The following is a 22621-nucleotide window of genomic DNA, read 5'->3' as shown; positions in this document are numbered from 1 at the left end:
AATGAAACTTACAAAAGAAGAAATAAAATATATAGATAATTACCTTATAAAAAACAAGGTTAAGTTTTGGGATGTGCGTTTAGAATTGTTAGACCACATTGTGTCGGCTGTTGAGGATAAAATTGAAACCGAGGGCATTTCATTTAATGAAGCATTACTCGATGTACACCGTAGTTTTGGAAGTCAGTTTGTTGAGTTTGGCGTATCAAAAACTAAAGTTTTTGATAAAGGATTATATCAAAGCAATATCGGGTTCAAAAAATTTATACGAAATAAGCAAAAAGAACTAGGACGAAAACAACGCAAACTATATTGGAAAACATTTGTTCCATTCATAAAGTCAGCTAAGTTTTTTCTAGAATTCATATTGGTTTTATTGTTAGTTTTTTTGATATTTCAATATAATCAGAAAGCAGCATTTGTTGTAGCAATGATAATAAGTGTAGCACCTGAGGCTTTTAAAATTTTTAATGGTGTTTTTAGTAAATCAAGTAAAAAATCGCTTCGCGTACAACTAGCTTTTACACTAAGCTCACTGTTTTTATCTTTTAATTATTTTTTCATAGCTGGTTTTAATGAAGTTTTTGAAGACCAAACTCCGAAACCATATATCTACGGCATAGTATTTTATCTTTTCATCTTTATCTTTTTAAGACATAGCTTCAACATCTACAATAAAATTATAAGAGAAAATCAAGCGGACTACAAATCAATGATTTCATGAAACTAACAGATTCTCAAATACAAGAACTTTACACGTTTACAAGAGCTCATTTTGTAGAACATTACGACTTGCAAACAGAACTTGTTGACCATCTGGCAAACGATATAGAAAATATATGGCAAGAAAATCCAAAAACATCATTTGAAGATGCTAAAAATAAGGCCTTCAAAAAGTTCGGAATATTTGGATTTATGGAACCTATTGAACAAAAGGCTAAAGCGATAAGAAAACGTTACAGAAAATACATGTGGCAAGAATTAAAAAAGTGGTTTGAAATACCACAAATTGTAGTTACCATTGGTTTGTTTTTGACGTTTTACTTTGCATTTTCAACAAATTATATCGAGATTTTTTCAATCACTTTTTATGTTTTAATTTTCGCATGGTCGATATATAAATCAATCCAGTTAAATCGTCAGTTTAGAAGAAGAAAAGAAATTTCGGGTAAAAAATGGATGTTAGAAGAAATGATATTTAAACAAGCTGGTGGCGTAAGTTTGGTTTTTTTATCTCAGCTTTATAATGTGTTTACAGTTTCAGAAAAAATGACAGGAAATATATACGCAATTACCGCACTTTCTTTAGCATTTACAGCATTGGTTTTAATTAACTACATTAGCTTTGAACTAATTCCGAATAAGGCTGAAGATTTACTAAATGAAACCTATCCAGAATTTAGTTTGTAACAAAAAAACAGTTTTAGCTACTAACACCAACAGACAATCTAACCAACTATGATAAAACATTTTCTTAACTTAGAGTGGAAGCAATATTTCCGGTCTTCGTATTGGCAAAAAAATATTGCCTTAAATATTCTTTTAGTGTTTTTTGCACTTTACATGATAGGAATATTTGTGTTTTTAGGTGTATTTCTTTTTAAAATACTCACTAAATTTTTTCCAGAACAAGACCCTTTTGTCGTAGTAAATAGTTTTATATTTTTCTGGATTTTAGGTGAAATTGCAATGCGCTTTTTCTTGCAAAAATTACCAGTGATGAGTGTAAAACCATTATTGACATTGCCCATTAAACGCTCTACAATTGTAAACTTCGTTTTAGGTAAATCGGCTTTATCGTTCTTTAATTTTTTCCCGTTATTCCTAACAATACCTTTCGGTATTTCATTAATAAGTAATGGTTATCCTACAAGTCAAGTTTTGATATGGCTAGCGGTATTATTTATCATATCACTAATTGCTAACTTTTTAAACTTTATACTCGAAGCATTTTCTGCTGACTTAAATATTCCACTTCTACCAATTTTAATATTAGTCGGCGGATTATATGGATTAGATTATTTCGGAATTATATCATTCACAGATATCGTTGGTAATGGTCTTTTAGCCATTTCTAATAACCCTATTTACATTCTAATTCCTTTACTTATTCTTATTGCTTTATATACGTTCAATTTTAAGATATTACGTAAAAAACTATTTTTAGACGCATCACTAAAAACAAAGGTCAAAGATGTAGAAACTTCAGACCTGTCATGGACAAAAAGATTTGGAGACATTGCACCTTTTATGCAGTTAGATTTAAAATTAATTTGGCGTAATAAACGTACAAAATCTATGGCATTTTTAATGGTAATTGGTTTGTTATACGGTTTGTTTTTCTACCCACAACCAATTTATGCAGACAAAATGTTTATGGCTGCATTTATAGGCATATTCTCAACAGGTTTTTTTCTTATCAATTTCGGACAATTCATACCGGCATGGGATAGTGGTTATTATAAAATGTTAATGAGTCAGAATATTAAATACGAGCAGTACTTGCGTTCAAAATGGATATTAATGACAATGAGTGTCGTTATTATGTTTGTATTAGGTATTCCGTATGTCTTTTTTGGATGGAAAATATTAATCGCACATTTTGCAGCAGCAGTCTATAATGTTGGTGTTAATACACATGTAATTATGTGGGGCGGAAGTTTTAACAGAAAGAAAATAGATTTAGACAAAAAAGCAGCTTTTAATTATCAAGGTACAGGCGCTGTACAATGGCTTATTGGTATTCCGTTAATGCTAGTTCCAATGGCGTTATTTGGCTTATTGGATTGGCTTATAGGCTTTGAAGTTGCAGTTGCTACGCTTATAATTTTAGGGGTTATAGGTATTATTTTACACAAACAGCTTATGGCAATGATTACCCAAAAATACTTGGATTCTAAATACAAAATGATTGCAGCTTTTAGCAAAGATTCTTAATTAACGTCAACACATTACAACCATGATACATACTAAAGACATATCAAAATCATATAGCGGAACACAAGTTCTTAAAATAGACGAATTAACTATCCCAAAAGGACAAAGTTTTGGATTAGTTGGTAACAACGGTGCTGGTAAAACAACTTATTTTAGTCTCTTACTAGATTTAATTAATCCATCAACTGGGACAATTACAAGTAATGATATTGTTGTTTCTCAAAGCGAAGCGTGGAAACCTTTTACATCTGCATTTATTGACGAAACATTTCTGATTGGCTACCTAACTCCAGAAGAATATTTTTACTTCATTGGCGATTTACGTGGACAAAACAAAGCGGACGTTGATGCTTTAACCGCTAAGTTCGAAGACTTCTTTAACGGCGAAATCATTGGCAAGAAAAAATACTTAAGAGATTTAAGTAAAGGTAACCAAAAGAAAGCTGGAATTGTAGCCGCACTTATTGGTAATCCTGAAGTAATTATCTTAGATGAGCCATTCGCAAACTTAGACCCAACAACACAGATTCGTTTAAAACAAATCCTAAAAGATTTAGCGGAAAAGCAAGGCGTAACAGTTTTAGTATCTAGTCACGATTTAATGCATGTAACAGATGTGTGTGAGCGTATTGTAGTCCTAGAAAAAGGAGAAGTTGTCAAAGATTTAGAAACAAACCCAACAACACTTAAAGAATTAGAAGCGCATTTTGCAAAAAGTGCAGTTTCGACTTCAGAAGAAGAGGAATAAAGAACATTTACATTTTATAAAGCTCGAGGTATGTCTCGAGCTTTCTTTGTTTTATCTCTTAGCGAAATCCTTAAAACCTATTAATTTCATCTAAAAATTCAAAAAGATGTTTATTTTTACGACTTAGGATAACAAAACCCTTATGTTTTCGTTATTCTTAAACCAAAATCCAATCTTTTGAAAACGTTTACAAAAGCCACCATATTAGTCATTTTATTAGCGGTTATTGCTCAAAGTTGCTCACGTAAGAAAGACAATTTTATTAACCGTGCTTGGCATTCTGTTGGTACAGAATATAATATTTTGTATAACGGAGAAATCGCCCTACAAAAAGGTTTAGAAAGTGTTAATAATGCATACACTGAAAATTTCTGGGAACTACTTCCGGTGGAGCGTTTTGAAGCCAAAGATGAAGTCAGATTAGGTAACAAAGCCGAAAACTCTGATTTTGAACGAGCAGAAGAGAAAGCCACAAAAGCTATTCAAAAGCATAGTATGACTATCGAGGGTAAAGAAAAAAACCCACAAATAGACGAGTCGTATTTATTATTAGGAAAAGCAAGATACTACGATCAACGTTTTGTGCCTGCACTAGCAGCCTTCAATAGCATTCTAAACAGATATCCAACTAGCGATAAAATTAATCAGGTAAAAGTTTGGCGAGAAAAAAGTAATTTACGTTTGGGCAACCCAGAATTAACCATTAAAAATTTAAAACGTCATCTAAAGCAAGAAGATGTCGAAGATCAAGATTTAGCCGATATTACAGCAGTTTTAGCAGATGCTTATTTGGCAATAAAAGAAAAGGATACAGCTTTAAAATATTTAGATACTGCAGCAGTTGCCACAAAAATTAATGCTCAAAAGGCACGGTATAATTTTATTAGAGGACAACTTTACGACGAATTTGGTAAAAAAGATAGTGCTAATATGGCTTATGATATAATCATAGACATGCACAGAAAAATACCAAGAGCATTTTATATCAATGCGCACTTAGCAAAGTCAAATAATTTTGATACTACAACAGGGAATAAGCTAGAGTTTTCAGAATACCTTACTGAACTTGAGGAAAATAGAGAAAATAGACCGTATTTAGATAAAATTTATCATCGAATAGCAAGATACCATCAAGCAGAGTCTAGAGATAGTTTAGCTGAAGTTTATTACAACAAATCCATTGCTTCGAATAAAAACTTAAATAGTGATACTGAGTTATTTTCTAGAAATTACTTAACACTTGGTGACATGTATTTTGATCGTACAGAGTATAAAATTGCAGGTGCTTATTATGATAGCACGCTTACTAATATGGTCGAAAAGACAAAGCCTTACCGAGTTGTAGCAAAAAAACGAAAAAACCTCGATGACGTTATCTATTATGAAGGCATTGCAAGAGTTAATGATAGTGTTTTAGATCTTATAAAATTACCAAAAGAAGAGCAGGTTATTGTATTTAACCAGTATATCAAGGAGCTTAAAATAAAAGACTCTATTGCTGCAGAGTACGAAAAGAATAAAGCAGCTAGAGATGCAAGTCGAAAGCAAAGTACAGCAGGACTAAGACCTCAACAACGAGTAAATCTTCCTGGAGCACCAAGGAATAATAATGGAGGAAACACAGATTTTTATTTCTATAATCAAACAGCAGCTTCTTATGGAAGAAACGAGTTTTTAAAATTATGGGGAGAACGTAAATCTCAAGACAATTGGAGATTATCTAATTCAAGAGCAAATTCAAATGAGTCTGATGGTAACCAAAAAGGTGTAGAAGAAAATGTAACTCAACTAGAGCTTTATGACCCTGAATTTTACATCAAAAGATTACCAACAGACAAAGTCGTAATAGACAGTATTTCGACAGAGCGTAATTTTGCTTATTATCAACTAGGATTAATTTATAAGGAGAATTTTAAAGAGTACGAATTAGCTAAAGATAAGCTAGAGAATTTACTACAAAGCAATCCAGAAGAGCGATTAATAATACCTTCTAAATACAACCTATTTAAAATATACGAATTACTTGGTCAAACAGCAGAAGCAGAGATTGCTAAAAATAATTTAATAGCTGAGCATCCTGATTCTAGATATGCTGAGATTTTACGTAATCCAAACTCGCAATTAGCAAAAGACCAAAACAACCCTGAAACGGTTTATGAAAATGTATACCGACAATTCGAAAACCAAGAATATACTACGGTTATTGCTTCAGCAGATAAAAATATAAAACGGTTTGAAGGTGATGGTTTTGTGCCTAAGTTCGAGATTTTAAAAGCTTCTGCAATAGGAAGATTAAAAGGCATTGATGCTTATGAAGAGGCAGTTAACTATGTTGCACTTACTTACCCTAATTCTGAAGAAGGAAAGCGCGCTCAAGAAATTCTTAAAGACGCACTACCTTTGATGTCTAACAAAGAGTTTTTGCCAGAAGATGAAGGAAACTCGTTTCATGTGGTATACGAATTTGATAGTACAGATAAAGAAGGAATAAAAAACTTTACCGAAGAGTTGTCTAAGGTTATGGAACGTTTACCATACCCAGATATTAGTCTTTCTACAGACGTATATGATGAGAATACTACATTTATTGTTGTTCATGGCTTAAAATATATAACTTCGGCTTTAGGTTTTGGCCCAACACTTCAAGATTATAAAGAAGAGAGAACTAGAGGAATTACAAAGAAGTATATTACCATATCTTCAGCTAATTACGCAATTATTCAACGTCACAAAAACCTTACTGAGTATATTAATCCAGAATAAAATCCCCCATGCGTTCAAATAAAAAAAATAAATCAACTATGGATACAAGTAGTCAGCAAAATATAATTGCACAAGGAACTAAAATTGTTGGAGATATTGAAAGTAAAGGCCCTTTCAGAATTGATGGCGCTATAGAAGGTAATGTAAAAACAGAAGGCAAAGTTGTTGTCGGTAAATCCGGAAGTATAGTAGGGACACTTCAAGCAGTAAATGTAGATATTGAGGGTAAATTTTCTGGAAAATTATTACTTAAAGGCACATTATCATTAAAGTCTTCTGCACAAATCGATGGTGAAGTTCAAGTGAATAAATTGGCAGTTGAACCAGGTGCAACGTTTAATGCAACTTGTACGATGGGCGCAGTAAAATCATTATCTAATGGAGCAGAACAAGCAAGCTCAAAAACCGAAAAAGGGCAAAGCGCCTAGTAAATATCTTCGATTTACATCTGTGGCGTTTCAAATGGGCGGCACTATTTTTCTTGGTAATTATTTAGGCAAATGGTTAGACGAAAATTACGCTACAGATTATTGGGAGCAAATCGTCACTTTATTTTCAGTATTTGCATCTATGTATTTGGTAATTTCGCAAGTCATAAAATTATCTAAAGATGATGATTAAACAACTTATAATTTACAGCGCAGTTTTTGCGCTTTTGTTTTTCCTACTATTGCACGGCCATGACTGGATTTTAAAACAAAATGATATCGGCTTGCGTTTCAGTTTTTATGATACGGATTTGTTTTTTGCAGTGTCATCTGCTTTAATTTGTATTCATCTTCAATTTTTTTCTGGTATAGAAACTTTAAAATCACAACTAGGTTACATTTATTTACCAACGTTATTTATTAAAGGAGTTATCTTTTTTATATCTTTTAAAAATTCTGTGTTTTCTATAGAAAAATTAACAACTTCAGAACGATTAAGTTTATTAATTCCGCTGTTTATTTTCTTAATAGCTGAAGTCTATTTTGTTATTAAAATTCTTAAAGAAACCAATGCAGAAATTTAATGCTTAAAAAGGCATTTTTATTTTAATAATAATCCGTACTTTTGCACGGAATTTGAAAGCATGGTTTTTTTGATTTTTTAACAATGAAGATATTTCAACAAAGTTTTAAATTTTTAGCATTAGCATTATTTGTAGTTTTACCAACATCAATTTTTGCTTCAGACACCAATAAAGAAGCTAATTCTGATGGCGGTCAAATAGATACAAAAGAAAAGGTAGATGCATATATCAAGCATCACCTGGCAGATTCTCATGATTTTTCATTATTCTCTTACACAAACGATGCTGGAGAACGAAAACATGTTGGCTTTCCGTTACCTGTTATTTTATGGACATCAGAAGGTTTAGTAACATTCATGTCATCAGAATTTCATCACAATGACGATGGAACTGTTATTGTGGAAAAAAACGGACAGAAATTTGCTAAAATTCATTCAAAAATATATGAATTAGAGGCTGGAGCTACATCAGTTAGTTTTGATGCAGACCATCATGCAACAAATGGTCACAAGTTATTAGACTTCTCAATTACAAAGAGTGTTATAGGTATTTTACTTGTAGGCTTATTGATGTTATTTTGGTTTTCTCGTTTGGCAAGACAGTATAAAAAGAAGCAGATACCAACAGGTTTTGGACGTGTTTTAGAGCCGTTAGTATTATATGTTAGAGACGAAATCGCAAAGCCGAACGTAGGTGAAAAACACTATAGAAGGTTTACAGGTTATTTAATGACTGTGTTTTTCTTTATTTGGATATTGAACTTATTAGGTCTGACACCTTTTGGATTCAATGTTACAGGACAATTAGCCGTAACAGCGTGTTTAGCAATATTTACATTGATTGTATACACATTCAGCGGTACAAAAGATTATTGGGTTCACATGTTGTGGATGCAAGAAGCTCCATGGTGGATTCGTCCTATACTAGCAATTATAGAGTTGGCAGGCGCTTTCATAATTAAGCCGTTTTCATTGTTAGTGCGTTTATTTGCTAACATAACCGCAGGTCACTCGGTTGTTATGGCTTTGATTGCTATAATGTTTGTTATGAAAGATTCATTGGGTACTGTTGGAGCTACAGGATTGTCTTTTGTACTATCAATGTTAATACTGGTTATTGAGTTATTAGTAGCCTTTTTACAGGCATATATTTTTACAATGCTATCTGCCTTGTTTATTGGTATGGCGGTAGCAGAACATGACCATGAGCACGACCATGCTCATGGAGAAGAAATCCCTGACGCAGAAGACGTCAGAGCAGATTTCATTTAAATAAGAGTTTTTTAATTTAACTATATAAATATTTTATTATGTACAATTTAATTGGAGCAGGTTTAATCGTAATCGGTGGAGGAATCGGTCTTGGACAAATTGGTGGAAAAGCAATGGAAGGTATTGCACGTCAGCCAGAAGCAACAGGAAAAATTCAAACAGCGATGATTATCATTGCAGCACTTTTAGAAGGTTTAGCATTTGGTGCTTTAATCTTAGGAAACCCTTCTTAAGTAAGAATTAAGTAAAACACAATCTGTAACGGTTGGTTGCAGATTGTGTTTAAATTAAAATTAGAACAACATTATGGAAAGTTTATTAAACGATTTTTCACCTGGATTATTTGCAGTACAAACAGTACTATTATTAATCTTAATTGCCTTAATGGTAAAATTTGCATGGAAGCCCATCATGAATTCTCTTAATGAAAGAGAAGAAGGTATTCAAGGTGCTTTAGACGCAGCTGAGAATGCTAAAAAAGAGATGGAAAATCTTCAAGCAGATAACCAAAAGTTATTACAAGAAGCACGTTTAGAAAGAGAAACAATGCTTAAAGAAGCTCGTGAGCTTAAAGCAAAGATGATTGCAGATGCAGAAGAAGAAGCACAGTCACAAGCAAGTAAAATGATTGAGCAAGCACAAGTAGCAATCGATAGTGAAAAGAAAGCAGCTATGGCAGAATTAAAAAGCCATGTTGCAGGATTATCTATTGATATTGCAGAAAAAGTAGTGCGTAAAGAATTATCTAACAAAGACAACCAAGTTAAATTGGTTGAAGAGATGTTAGGTGAAGCAACTTTAAACTAAGATAAATGTCAGGATCAAGAGCAGCCATAAGATATGCTAAAGCCGTTTTAAGCTTAGCACAAGATCAAAAAGCAGAACAAGCAGTTAATGACGATATGAAAACTATCGCTGACGCTATTGCTCAAAGCACTGATTTAAATCAGATGCTTCAAAGTCCTGTTGTGAGGTCATCAGACAAAAAAGCGGTGTTGTCTTCAGTTTTTACAAACGTAAATACTAATACAACTAACCTTATAGATACTTTGATTTCTAATAAGAGATTGGCATTGTTAGGTAATGTAGCTTCAAGTTACGTTCAATTATATGACCAATTAAGAGGGAGTCAAATAGCAACTGTTACAACAGCTGTAGCTTTAACAGCAGACCTTAAAACTAAGGTTTTAGAAAAAATTAAAGAGCTTACAGGAAAAGAAGCAGAAGTTGAAAATATTATAGATGAAAGCATTTTAGGTGGTTTCATTTTAAGAGTTGGCGATATTCAGTACAATGCTAGTATTGCAAATAAACTCAACAAATTAAAAAGAGAATTTACATTAAATTAAAAAGCGTCAGGGTTAGCATCTAATGTCTAACATCTAACGTCTAATATCTAAATAAAGATGGCAGAAGTAAAACCAGCTGAAATATCAGCAATCTTAAAACAACAACTTTCAGGTTTTGAAGCAGGTGCTTCATTAGATGAAGTAGGAACAGTATTAACTGTAGGTGATGGTATTGTACGTGCTTACGGATTAGCTAACGCACAATATGGTGAATTAGTAGAATTCGAAGGTGGTGCAGAAGGAATTGTACTTAATCTTGAAGAAGACAACGTAGGTATCGTATTATTAGGTACTTCTATGGGAGTTAAAGAGGGTTCTACAGTAAAACGTACTGAGCGTATCGCATCTGTAAAAGTAGGTGAAGGTATTGTTGGTCGTGTAGTAGATACATTAGGTAACCCAATCGATGGTAAAGGACCTATTGCTGGCGAAACTTATGAGATGCCGGTTGAGCGTAAAGCACCAGGTGTTATTTACAGAGAGCCAGTAACTGAGCCGTTACAAACAGGGATTAAAGCAATTGATGCTATGATTCCAGTTGGTAGAGGACAACGTGAGTTGGTAATTGGTGACCGTCAAACAGGTAAAACAACGGTTTGTATCGATACCATCTTAAATCAAAAAGAATTTTACGATGCAGGCGAACCTGTATATTGTATTTATGTAGCAGTTGGGCAAAAGGCATCAACAGTAGCAAACATTGCAAAAACATTAGAAGAAAAAGGAGCATTAGCTTACACAACTATAGTAGCCGCTAATGCATCTGACCCAGCAGCAATGCAGGTTTATGCACCAATGACAGGAGCTTCTATTGGAGAGTATTTTAGAGATACTGGTCGCCCAGCATTAATTATCTACGATGATTTATCTAAACAAGCGGTAGCTTACCGTGAGGTATCTTTATTATTACGTCGTCCTCCAGGACGTGAGGCGTATCCTGGTGATGTATTTTATTTACACTCAAGATTATTAGAACGTTCAGCAAAAATCATTAACGATGATGCTATTGCAAAAGAAATGAACGATTTACCAGATTCATTAAAGCCAATGGTAAAAGGTGGTGGTTCTTTAACTGCACTTCCAATTATTGAAACTCAGGCTGGAGATGTATCTGCATATATTCCAACAAACGTAATTTCGATTACTGATGGTCAGATTTTCTTAGATGGAGATTTATTTAACTCTGGCGTTCGTCCAGCAATTAACGTAGGTATTTCTGTATCTCGTGTTGGTGGTAACGCACAGATTAAATCAATGAAAAAAGTATCTGGTACATTAAAATTAGATCAAGCTCAGTTCCGCGAATTAGAAGCATTTGCTAAGTTTGGTTCTGATTTAGATGCTTCGACATTAAACGTTATCAATAAAGGTAAGCGTAATGTTGAAATCTTAAAGCAAGCTCAGAATGACCCTTTTACTGTTGAAGACCAAGTAGCGATTATCTATGCAGGTTCTAAGAATCTATTAAAGGATGTACCTGTAGAAAAAGTAAAAGAATTTGAGACTGATTACATTGAGTTCTTAAACGCTAAGCACAGAGGTATTTTAGACACACTTAAAGCTGGTAAATTAACTGATGAGGTTATCGATACTTTAACTAGTGTTGCTAAAGACTTATCAGGAAAGTACAGAGCTTAATTAAATAAACTAATGTCACTCCTAGTTTCGACTAGGAGTCTTTATAACTTAAAGAATGGCAAACTTAAAAGAAATACGTAACAGAATATCGTCAGTGTCCTCGACAATGCAGATTACAAGCGCCATGAAAATGGTATCTGCTGCAAAGTTAAAAAAGGCACAAGACGCTATTACTGCAATGCGTCCATACTCTAATAAGTTGACAGAATTATTACAGAGCTTAAGCGCAACATTAGATGCCGACTCTGGAAGTAAGTATTCTGTTCAAAGAGAGGTTAAAAACGTTTTGGTTATTGCTATTACTTCAAATAGAGGTTTATGCGGTGCTTTTAACTCTAACATTATCAAGCAAACGAATGTTTTGATTAATGATGTATATTCAAATAAAAACGTTTCAGTTTTAGCAATAGGAAAGAAAGCAAATGACGCTTTCGAAAAGCTTGATAAAGTTATTGCTAACAAGAGTGAAGTATTTGATGCTTTAACTTTTGATAATGTTGCCGAAATTGCCGAAATGGTAATGGATAAGTTTGTTGAAGGGGAATTTGATAAAGTAGAGTTAGTATACAACAGTTTTAAAAATGCAGCAACTCAAATTGTAATGACAGAACAATTTTTACCAATTGTAGCTGTTGAAGGTGAAGCTAATACTAACTTAGATTATATCTTTGAACCTTCTAAAGAAGAAATTGTAGAAACATTGATTCCTAAATCATTAAAGACACAATTATTTAAGGGGATTAGAGATTCTTTCGCTTCTGAGCACGGTGCTCGTATGACCGCTATGCACAAGGCGACTGATAATGCGACAGAGCTAAGAGATCAGTTAAAATTAACTTACAACAAAGCAAGACAAGCAGCAATTACTAACGAAATCTTAGAAATTGTAGGTGGCGCAGAAGCTTTAAATAATTAAATAGTATAATTTTGTATTGCTTAATTTATTAAAGTATTTAAAAAATTTTAAAATAAAACCTCACCTTTTAAGTGGGGTTTTTTTGTGGATTATTGTTTTATAATCAGAAAGTATATCAAATTATTATCACTTCATTGTAATCAATGATATTTGGTTACGTCTATTTAAGAATAACGCAACCATATTTTCAATATTAAATTAAATTGATGATATTTGATTTCCAAAAAAAATAAAATGAAAAAGAAACTGTTAATTGGTTCAAGTATTCTTCTTGGACTAACAATGCTATTTACATTATTTTTAAAAAATCAGAACGAAAATTCTGATGTAAAGCCTAACGACGTAATTGTAAAACTCCACAAAGAAAATCTAGCAAAAAGCCCTTTTAGAGAGACTTTAAAGTTGACTAAGAAAGAACGTAAAGCTATGGGTATTCCTCCGGACAGATACTACGAAGAAGAATATGAGTTAACCATGAATCCAGTTTTAGGACGACCAACACCTGAAAATCTTGAAGATATTAGAGAGCAAATACAATCTAGATTTGCTCAGCGTGTTCCAGGAGATGGAATTGAAGATGACTGGGAATCTCGTGGACCAAATAATGTGGGTGGTAGAACTAGAGGTTTAATGTTTGACCCTAACGACACCTCTAACAAAACCGTTTTTGCTGGTGGTGTTAGTGGAGGCTTATGGAAGAATACAGATATAACTAACGCAAGTACTGTTTGGCAACGTGTAGATTTACCAGATAACCTTAATGTATCTGTAATTACTGCAGACCCAAATAATCCTCAAATTTTTTATATAGGTACAGGCGAGTCATATACTAATGGCGATGTTAGTGGAGATGGTGTTTGGAAGTCCAGTGATGGGGGTACAACATGGGCTCGAGTTTTAGGAGGTGTTTCAGGGCCAACCGTATTTGGTTCCGCATCAAATATTACTGTAACATCTCCTGTTAGTGTAGCAGGAGACTATAATTCAATAGAATCAACAAACTTTGGCACACAAACAAATTCAGTCGTTGCTGGGGAATTTATATTAGCAAATGATGGAACTTCAACGATACCTTCTGAAGGTTGTAATAGCTTTGGAGTTGATGCTACAGGAAAAATAGCTTTAATAAGAAGAGGAAACTGTCCATTTATAGACAAAGTAAAAAATGCTCAAGATGCAGGTGCAATTGGTGCAATTGTTCTAAATAATGTTGGAGGAGCGCCAATAAATATGGCAGGTAATGACCCAACAATAACTATCCCTGCAGTAATGATTTCTAAAGAAGATGGAGATTTAATAATAGCAGCTATGCAATCAACTACTGTAGACGGTTCAATTAATCCAGCTACAGGAACATTTACAGGAACTTTAGTGCCTGGAATCCAACATATAAATGATATTAAAATTAAAGACAATAATGGTGTATCAGAAGTATATGTTGCTGCTGGAGATGCTTTTTATGGCTCATCTAACGTTACAACATTTTTAGGAGGTACAGAATTAGGTGTATTTAAATCTGTTGATGAAGGTACAACTTGGGCTCAAACCAACGTACCTCAAGCAGCAAATGGAAATGATCTTGAGCCTAATGATCTTGAGATTGGTGCTGATGGTAAAATTTGGATGTCTACAATAGACAGCTCAATATTTGGAGGTGGTGGTGGCGCAATTTTTTCTTCAGATGATGGAGAAAATTTTCAATTGGCACATACAGTACCAGCTGCTGATAGAACTCAGATTGCAGTTTCTTCTCAAAATGCAGGAACAATTTATGTTCTTGCCGAGGTACCAGGTGGCGTAGCCATGCAAGGAACTACAGATGGTTTTGCGTCTGATATTTTCGATTTAGAATTACCAAATGACGCTGATAATGGTATTCCTGCTAATGATTTTACAAGGGGTCAAGCATTTTATGATTTAGTATTAGAGGTAAGCCCTACCGATGACCAAGTACTATACGCTGGCGGTATAGATTTATTTCAATCTGGTAATGGTGGTCAATTAGGAAGTCCATCTTCATGGGCTCAAATATCAAAATGGTCCAATAACAATAATCTTTCAGGATTAAATGTACCATTAGTTCATGCTGACCAACATGCTATAGTTTTTGCGCCGAACGACCCTTTTACGGCAATTATAGGAAATGATGGAGGTGTTTATTATTCAACATCAGGAGGTTTAACAATACAACCAAGAAATAACGGTTTTATTACTTCTCAATTTTATACGATAGGTGTAGCTCCAACAGACACTTTTGCAGGAGATACGGACCACTTTATTGGAGGGTTGCAGGATAATGGGACACAGCTATTTAATGGTGTTAATCCAGGAATTAATAGTTCTAGCCCAGCGTTTGGAGGTGATGGAGCACATAGTTTCTTCGATCAGGACGGTACTGATGATTATTATATTACAAACTTCGTTTATAATAGAGCAGTAAATTTATTTTTTATTAGCGGTGGAAATGTAACTCTTAATAGCGAAACTTCAAACAATGGGTCATTTATAAACCCTCAAGCTTTAGATTCAAATTTAGACATCTTATATTCTAACTATTCTTCAGGAGGAAACCCAATTATTAGAAGATATTCAAATATTAAGACGTCGTCTGCAGATGTTGTCAAAACAGATTTTGGTGATGCAATACTGACCAGTAGACCAACAACGTTAAATGTATCGCCGTATACTACAACTTCAACGACATTATTAGTGGGGACAGTTTTAGGTGAAGTTTTAAGAGTTAATAATGCTAATATTACACCTCAATTCACTAATCTTGACTCAGATAACGTCATTGTAGGAAGTATTTCTGATGTAGAATTTGGAGCTAATGAAAATGAAATCTTTGTCACAGTACATAATTACGGTGTAAATAATATTTGGTATAGTCCTGACGGCGGAACTACATGGTCTGAAAAAGATGGTGATTTACCAGATTTGCCAGTAAAAACTATACTACAAAACCCATTCAACCCTGATGAAGTCATTATAGGAACAGAATTAGGCATTTGGTTTACATCGAATTTTTCAGCTAATACTCCAGATTGGGAACCTGCACAAGGCGGTATGTCTAATGTAAGAGTTACTGATATGGATTTAAGAGATGATAATGCAATTTATATTTCTACTTATGGTAGAGGTGTTTTTTCTGGACAGTTTCTTGAGGATCCAACTGCAGATAATGATGGTGATGGTATCCCAAATATTTCTGACAACTGTCCTAACACAGCAAATGCAGACCAAGCTGATGCAGACGGAAATGGTATAGGTGATGTATGTCAAGACACTGATAATGACGGTGTCTTAGATATCAATGATAACTGTCCAGATAATGCGAATTCGGATCAAGCCGATACTAATGGAGATGGTGTAGGTGATGTATGTCAAGATGGAGATAATGATGGTGTTCCAGATGTAACAGATAATTGCCCAGAAACACCTAACGCTGACCAACAAGATTTAAATAACAATGGTATTGGGGATGTTTGTGATGAGAGTTACGAAGACTCTGATAATATTGCTTTAGAGATTAGATCAGAAACTTGTGAGAACCAAGATAATGGTCAAGTTACTATAACAGTTTCACAAACATTTGTAAACTATACGGTAACTTTAATAGGTAATGGAGTTAATCTTACTCAAAATATTACAGGAACAAATAACACCACAAGGTTTAATGACGTTTCGGTAGGTTCTTATACTGTTTGTATTGACGTAGATGGAAGAGATTTTGAACAATGTTTTGAAATCAACATAGATGCAGCACCAGCATTAGGAGGTGTTTTTAGCATTGCAAATAACAACAATCCTAATGATGTTACTTCTCGAACAACTGCAGTTAATATAAATACTGGTACAGCACCATTTACGGTAAGATTCAATGATGAAGTCATAATGGTGACAAGCGAAAGTTCTTTCAATGTTGAAACAAATACTGCTGGTGTTATAGAGATTTCGTCCTCAATAGCCTGTGAAGGTAAATTAAGCAGTACGATTGAAGATATAACACCTTTGGAACTAAGTTATGGACCAAATCCTGTAATTAATGATTTAAGAATTAATATTCCTAACGCTCCTGATAATGGAGTTGTTGTACAAATATTTGATGTACATGGAAAACAAGTTATTAACCAACAGTTTACAGTCCAAAGCAGCACGTATATAAACATCCCTTTCGGAAACCTTACAAAAGGTATATACTTCGTAAGACTCAATATTGAAAACGCTGAAATGATTAAAATCATTAAAAAATAAAAAGATGAAAAAAGAAATAAGATTAATAGCATCATTATTTTCGATACTACTATTAGTTGCATGTGGCGGTGGAGATGATGGTCCACCAGCAAATTCTGCACCAACTAGGGTAACTCAAGTTACGTTTCCAACTGCAGATTTATTATGTATTGACAACACTATAAATTTTCAATGGAATGCTTCTTCAGATGCAGACGGAGATGCAATCACTTATAGAGTTATTATTGCAACAGATAGAGACCTTAATAATGTTGTCGAGAACAGAACAACGTCTAATACCAGTATTACGATAACGCTCCAACAAGGTGTTGCTTATTATTGGAATGTCACTGCATTTGATTCTGAAGGACAAGAATCAGAAGCTTCAACAACCTTAGCATTTTTTACCTCTGGACCAGGTATTACTAATTATGCACCTTTTACAGCTGCAGTAGATGAACCAGCTGATGAAAGTACAGTTTCAGCAGGAACTGTAAACCTTAAATGGGTTGGTGGCGATACTGATGTAGGAGATACATTAACGTATGACTTGTATTTTGGACTAGCTACAGATCCACCTTTAGAAACTGCAGGACTAACTTCTGATAGTGCTAACGTAACTACAACAGCAGGAAATACGTATTTTTGGCGTGTAGATTCAATCGATGACTCTGGCGTAAAAACCATCGGGCAGATTTGGTCTTTTGACACTAATTAATATATTGGTATGGCTATTGAAATAGTATAGTTATTACAAAAGCTTTCATTATGAAATTTATACGTAAAACATTTAGATTTTTATCTCTAGCAATTATTTCTGTTAGCTTCTCTCAATGCGCAAGTACTATGGAACTACAGAAAGAGGCACCTACTGATTTTGGAGAAGTATACTGCCAAAGCTGGGTTGCTGGTGTAAAAGGAGGAGGCTCAGGCACCAATATTTTTATTGAAACAAAATCAAATGATTTAGTTTTAGATAGTGTTTACTTTAGAGGAAAGATTTCTAATTTAGAGACAAAGCCAAGTAACAAACAGTTATTTATAGGACGTTTTTTGTCAACTTCAAATACTGAAAAGTATAATTTTGAAACTGCTAGTAGTGATAAAGGAAATGATGAGAATTTTCCATTTACACTAAACGATAACGAGTGTGTTGTTAGTTATACTGTAGACGGAAAAACAAAATACTATAAAATAGGTAATATTATTGAGCGACAAACCGATGCGTTACCAATGTCTACGCTTCCAAATAAAAATTAACTATTAGATTATATAATTAAAACCTCACAATAACAGTGAGGTTTTTTTGTTTTAAAACAGTATTTTAGAGCATTATTTATAGGATTTGAGCGTACTTCAAAAGTTTTTTAAAGACACAATTATTTATGGATTGGCAATTGTTTTGCCTCGCCTAATTAATTTCCTGTTAGTTCGTTTGCATACAGATGTATTACCAAACGAAGGTTATTCAGAAAACACAGAATTCTATATTGTAGCGGCATTTTTTAATGTAGTCTTGACCTATGGATTAGAAACCTCTTTCTTTAGATTTTTCAGTAAACAAAAAGAGAAGGATAAGGTTCTATCTACGTCATTAATCTCTATTTTGACAACTACGTTTGTTTTTGGAATTGTTTTCTTTGTCTTTAGAGATGTTATTTCTCAAACACTAAGAATCAATACCGATTTTTATAATCTATTAGTTTCAATAACCTTGATTGACACTTTGGTTGTTATTCCATTTGCCTATCTACGAGTTACAGGAAGGCCAATAAAATTCGCAGCACTAAAGCTTGTTAATGTATTAATTATTGTCGTTTTAAATGTTTTGTTTCTATCAGTTACTTATGGTTCAGAAACACTAAGAAAGCTATTTAGTGTTAGTAATCCTGTGGAGTATATTTTTATAGCGAACCTAGCAGCAAGTGGTTTTGTTTTACTTATGGTTTTGCCATATATGTTTAAAACTAAATTCATATTTGATAAAAGTATTTTTAAGCAACTTATTAATTACGGATTGCCAATAATGGTTGCTGGTTTGGCATTTGTCGTTAATGAGAATCTAGACAAATGGTTACTTCCCGAGATGGAGAGCGAATATATCAATGGCGCCTATAGTGCGTGTTATAAGTTAGCGGTGTTTATGACGCTTTTTATTCAAGCTTTTAGAATGGGAGCAGAGCCATTTTTCTTTAACCATTCAGACAAGGCAAACGCTAAGGGAACTTATGCAACAATCTTAAAATACTTTACAATTGTAGGAACCTTGGGTCTGATTGTAGTTACTGTATATATAGATTTATTAAGACCTTTTTTCATTGAAAAGGAAAGCTATTTACTCGCTCTAGACATTGTGCCAATTGTATTATTAGCAAACTTGTGTTTAGGTATTTATCATAACCTTTCCATTTGGTACAAACTCACAGACAAGACGCGTTACGGTATGTATATTTCTTTAATTGGTGCAGTAATTACGATAGGGTTCAATATCGTATTCATTCCAAAATTAGGCTTTATGGCTTGTGCCTATGCAACGCTTTTAGCTTATGGACTAATGATGTTCATCTCTGTTGCCTTGGGCAGAAAGCATTATCCTGTACCTTACGATTTCAAAAGAATAGTTTTGTATTTAGTAGGAGGAACTCTGATTTCATTTTTAAGTTATTACCAATTTGATAGAGATATTTTAATAGGAACTGTATTTTTGTGTGTCTTTGTTTTTATAGTTGTTTTACTAGAAAAAAACGACCTAAAAAACTTATTAAAAAAGTAATCATGAATATTAAAATAATAAACAAGTCCAATCACGACTTACCTCATTACGAAACCATAGCTTCAGCAGGTATGGACTTACGTGCAAATATTACAGAGCCAATAACTTTAAAACCTTTGGAGCGCACCATTGTAAAAACAGGCTTATTCATTGAATTGCCCATTGGTACTGAAGCCCAAGTTAGACCAAGAAGTGGTCTTGCGGCAAAAAAAGGGATTACAGTACTCAATGCGCCCGGAACAGTTGATGCCGATTATAGAGGAGAAATAGGTGTAATTTTAGTCAATCTATCGAACGAAGATTTTGTAATTGAAAATGGAGAACGCATCGCACAATTAGTCATTGCAAAACACGAACGTGCAGAATGGGAAGAAGTTAATGAGCTTTCTGAAACATCTCGAGGTGAAGGTGGTTTTGGAAGCACTGGTGTAAAATAATTTGTATTGTCATTCAGAGCAAAGCGAAGAATCTCAACTAAACAATTAAAAAAAACGAATCAACATTATATGAAAATAATAGTACCAATGGCAGGTCGAGGTTCACGACTTAGACCGCACAGTTTAACAGTACCAAAACCATTAATTCCGGTTGCAGGTCAGCCAATAGTTCACAGGTTAGTAAAAGATATAGCAAAGGTTTTAAAACAACCTATTGAAGAAATCGCATTTGTACTTGGTGATCCAGCTTTTTTTGGAGATGATGTTGTAACGAGCTTAAAGCAATTAGCCGAGGGCTTAGGCGCAAAAGCATCAATTTACAGGCAAGACCAACCTTTAGGCACAGGACATGCTATAATGAGTGCTGAGCCATCTTTATCTGGTCCAGCAGTAATTGCTTATGCAGATACGTTGATTCGTGCTGAGTTTGATTTAGACCCAGAAGCCGATAGTGTTATTTGGACAAAACGTGTGGCGAATCCTGAAGCCTATGGTGTAGTAAAGCTAAATGACGAACAAGAAATAGTAGAACTTTTAGAAAAACCAGAAACCTTTGTAAGTGACCAAGCCGTTATTGGAATCTACTATTTTAAAGATGTAGCTGTTTTAAAATCGAAGCTTCAAGAAGTGTTAGATGAAAACGTTATGAATGGTGGCGAATACCAGATTAATGACGGTATTAAACGTATGATGGCGGATGGAAGAGTCTTCAAAACCGGAACAGTTGACGAATGGATGGACTGCGGAAACAAAGCCGTGACTCTTGAAACTAACACAAAAATGCTAGGGTTTTTAAAGTCAGATGGCGAAGAAACATTAGTTCACGATTCTGTAAATCTTGAAAATTCAAATATCATAGAACCTTGCTTTATTGGCGAAAATGTAGTTTTGAAAGATAGTACAATTGGACCAAATGTGTCTATCGGAAATGATACAACTATCGAAAATTCAGTCGTTAAAAATAGCTTAATTCAGATGCAAACTACTATTAAAAACGCTACATTAGACGAGGCCATGATTGGTAATCACGTTAAATATAATGGTGAGTTTACCAAAATTAGTATTGGTGATTATACACAAATGGAATAATAGTCCTTAAAAAAAAGGAATCTCGTTAATTGTAATTTTGAATAACTTTTGAAAGTTGATTTGTCATTCAGAGCAAAGCGAAGAATCTAAAACATGAACTTTAAATCCAAAATATTTAGTCTTTTAACTGTACTTCTTCTGGTACCAATATTTACGTTGGCCCAAAACAAACTAGGAGACGAACCTGAAGACGATTTAGGAAATGTTACTGACGACTATCAAGAAAATTTCTTTGAAGCACTGAAACAAAAAGGTATTGAAAACTATGAACGTGCTATCGTAGCTCTTGAAAAATGCTTAGATATAGATGATACAAAGCCGGTTATATATTTTGAGTTAGGTAAAAACCATAATGCACTTAATAATTTTGGAGCGGCAGAACAGGCTCTTAAAAAAGCCATCTCAATGCAACCAGATAACGAGTGGTTTTTAGACGAGCTATATGACGTGTATTATAAGCAGGACGATTTCGATAATGCTATAAAAACGGTCAAACAATTAGTCAAATACCATCCTGATTATAAAATGGATTTGGCAACGATTTACATTCAAAAAGAAAAGTATAATCAAGCTTTAAAGGTGCTTGACGAGTTAGACCAAACATTAGGTACAAACGAGGTTAGAGACCAAATGCGCAATACAATTTATAGTAAAACAGGTGATGCTGGTGACCGCATTGATAATCTTAAAGAGCGTATTGTTGCTGACCCAAATAACGAGAATAATCATTTGCAACTTATTTACAGATACAGTCAAACTGGTAAGACTAAAAAAGCTTTTGATGCAGCAAAAGAGTTATTAGAAATTAAGCCAGAATCTAAATTAGTGCATCTGGCATTATACAAGTTTTATCTAGATGATAACGAGATAGAAAAAGCTGTTTCATCTATGAAATTGATTTTAAACACTCCTGAAATTGATGATAAAGTAAAGTCAAAAGTACTTCAGGATTTTGTTGATTTTGTAGAAAAAAATCCAGAATATCAAAAGGATTTAATTGAAGCAACTGACAATGTAGATACTGAAAAGGATGCAGAATCACTATCAAATTTAGGCACTTATTATTTAAAAACAGGAGATAAGCAAAAAGCACTTAAAAATTATAAAGAAGCATTAAAGCAAAACCCAAGTGATTTTAAATTATTGAGAGATGTTATTTTGTTACATATCGAACTTAAACAATTTAATGAAGCTTTAAAGCAAAGCGAAAATGCTTTAGAATTATATCCAGCTCAGCCTATTTTATACTTACTTAATGGTGTTTCAAACATCAATATTAACGAGCCTAAAAAAGCAATTGATAGCTTAGAAATGGGACTTGATTTCTTGGTCGAAAACCCAGTAATGGAACGTGATTTTTACACTCAACTTAGTGAAGCATATAAGCTTACTAATAATAATACAAAGTCTAAAGCGTTTGCTAAAAAGGCACAAGCCATAAAAGCACAGAAATAA

Annotated in this window: 21 protein-coding genes; all 21 read left to right on the top strand. The window is 33.7% G+C overall.

The window, feature by feature from the left end:
- Position 1: 1 nt before the first annotated feature.
- A complete protein-coding gene (locus BTO05_RS08445) occupies positions 2-724 on the top strand; it encodes a hypothetical protein (RefSeq protein ID WP_087492244.1) in 723 nt (240 codons plus the stop codon).
- Positions 721-1410: a hypothetical protein gene (locus BTO05_RS08440; RefSeq protein ID WP_087492243.1), complete on the top strand. Its 690-nt coding sequence runs from the start codon at positions 721-723 to the stop codon at positions 1408-1410. Before BTO05_RS08445 ends, BTO05_RS08440 begins: the two co-directional genes overlap by 4 nt.
- A 48-nt stretch (positions 1411-1458) precedes the next feature.
- A complete protein-coding gene (locus BTO05_RS08435) occupies positions 1459-2937 on the top strand; it encodes a DUF5687 family protein (RefSeq protein ID WP_087492242.1) in 1479 nt (492 codons plus the stop codon).
- A 22-nt stretch (positions 2938-2959) separates the two neighbouring features.
- Positions 2960-3685: an ABC transporter ATP-binding protein gene (locus tag BTO05_RS08430; protein ID WP_198295215.1), complete on the top strand. Its 726-nt coding sequence runs from the start codon at positions 2960-2962 to the stop codon at positions 3683-3685.
- Between the two features lie 177 nt (positions 3686-3862).
- Positions 3863-6448, top strand: a complete 2586-nt coding sequence (locus tag BTO05_RS08425) for a tetratricopeptide repeat protein (RefSeq protein ID WP_087492240.1) — start codon at positions 3863-3865, stop codon at positions 6446-6448.
- Between the two features lie 38 nt (positions 6449-6486).
- Entirely contained in the window at positions 6487-6876 is a 390-nt protein-coding gene (locus BTO05_RS08420) for a polymer-forming cytoskeletal protein (protein ID WP_232459723.1), read from the top strand.
- Entirely contained in the window at positions 6827-7069 is a 243-nt protein-coding gene (locus BTO05_RS08415; RefSeq protein WP_087492238.1) for an AtpZ/AtpI family protein, read from the top strand. Before BTO05_RS08420 ends, BTO05_RS08415 begins: the two co-directional genes overlap by 50 nt.
- Positions 7059-7460, top strand: coding sequence for a DUF6168 family protein (locus tag BTO05_RS08410; protein WP_157662560.1), 402 nt, complete (start codon positions 7059-7061; stop codon positions 7458-7460). The genes BTO05_RS08415 and BTO05_RS08410 overlap by 11 nt, the downstream gene beginning before the upstream one ends.
- An 83-nt stretch (positions 7461-7543) precedes the next feature.
- Positions 7544-8731 (top strand): F0F1 ATP synthase subunit A, encoded by a 1188-nt coding sequence (gene atpB, locus BTO05_RS08405; protein WP_087492236.1) that lies wholly within the window; start codon positions 7544-7546, stop codon positions 8729-8731.
- A gap of 38 nt (positions 8732-8769) precedes the next feature.
- Positions 8770-8964, top strand: a complete 195-nt coding sequence (gene atpE / locus BTO05_RS08400) for an ATP synthase F0 subunit C (protein WP_087492235.1) — start codon at positions 8770-8772, stop codon at positions 8962-8964.
- Positions 8965-9037: 73 nt separating this feature from the next.
- On the top strand, positions 9038-9538 hold the full coding sequence (locus BTO05_RS08395; RefSeq protein ID WP_087492234.1) for a F0F1 ATP synthase subunit B: 501 nt from the start codon (positions 9038-9040) through the stop codon (positions 9536-9538).
- Positions 9539-9543: 5 nt separating this feature from the next.
- The gene (gene atpH / locus BTO05_RS08390; protein ID WP_087492233.1) at positions 9544-10080 is read left to right on the top strand and encodes an ATP synthase F1 subunit delta; all 537 of its coding nucleotides are present in this window, start codon (positions 9544-9546) and stop codon (positions 10078-10080) included.
- Between the two features lie 57 nt (positions 10081-10137).
- Positions 10138-11718, top strand: coding sequence for a F0F1 ATP synthase subunit alpha (atpA, locus tag BTO05_RS08385; protein WP_087492232.1), 1581 nt, complete (start codon positions 10138-10140; stop codon positions 11716-11718).
- 55 nt (positions 11719-11773) lie between these two features.
- Entirely contained in the window at positions 11774-12634 is an 861-nt protein-coding gene (atpG, locus tag BTO05_RS08380) for an ATP synthase F1 subunit gamma (RefSeq protein ID WP_087492231.1), read from the top strand.
- A 234-nt stretch (positions 12635-12868) separates the two neighbouring features.
- Positions 12869-16888 (top strand): thrombospondin type 3 repeat-containing protein, encoded by a 4020-nt coding sequence (locus BTO05_RS08375; RefSeq protein WP_087492230.1) that lies wholly within the window; start codon positions 12869-12871, stop codon positions 16886-16888.
- Positions 16889-16892: 4 nt separating this feature from the next.
- Positions 16893-17585, top strand: coding sequence for a hypothetical protein (locus BTO05_RS08370; RefSeq protein ID WP_087492229.1), 693 nt, complete (start codon positions 16893-16895; stop codon positions 17583-17585).
- Positions 17586-17635: 50 nt separating this feature from the next.
- Entirely contained in the window at positions 17636-18127 is a 492-nt protein-coding gene (locus BTO05_RS08365; RefSeq protein WP_087492228.1) for a hypothetical protein, read from the top strand.
- An 85-nt stretch (positions 18128-18212) separates the two neighbouring features.
- Positions 18213-19640, top strand: coding sequence for a polysaccharide biosynthesis C-terminal domain-containing protein (locus BTO05_RS08360; RefSeq protein WP_087492227.1), 1428 nt, complete (start codon positions 18213-18215; stop codon positions 19638-19640).
- A 2-nt stretch (positions 19641-19642) separates the two neighbouring features.
- Complete coding sequence (gene dut / locus BTO05_RS08355; protein WP_087492226.1) at positions 19643-20077, top strand: dUTP diphosphatase; 435 nt, start codon at positions 19643-19645, stop codon at positions 20075-20077.
- Positions 20078-20146: 69 nt separating this feature from the next.
- Entirely contained in the window at positions 20147-21166 is a 1020-nt protein-coding gene (locus BTO05_RS08350) for a sugar phosphate nucleotidyltransferase (RefSeq protein WP_087493316.1), read from the top strand.
- 93 nt (positions 21167-21259) lie between these two features.
- A complete protein-coding gene (locus BTO05_RS08345) occupies positions 21260-22621 on the top strand; it encodes a tetratricopeptide repeat protein (RefSeq protein ID WP_087492225.1) in 1362 nt (453 codons plus the stop codon).

Source organism: Winogradskyella sp. PC-19, from assembly GCF_002163855.1.
Lineage (GTDB): Bacteria > Bacteroidota > Bacteroidia > Flavobacteriales > Flavobacteriaceae > Winogradskyella.
The sequence above is the reverse complement of the archived record's forward strand: the minus strand, read 5'-3'. Positions and strand labels throughout refer to the sequence as shown.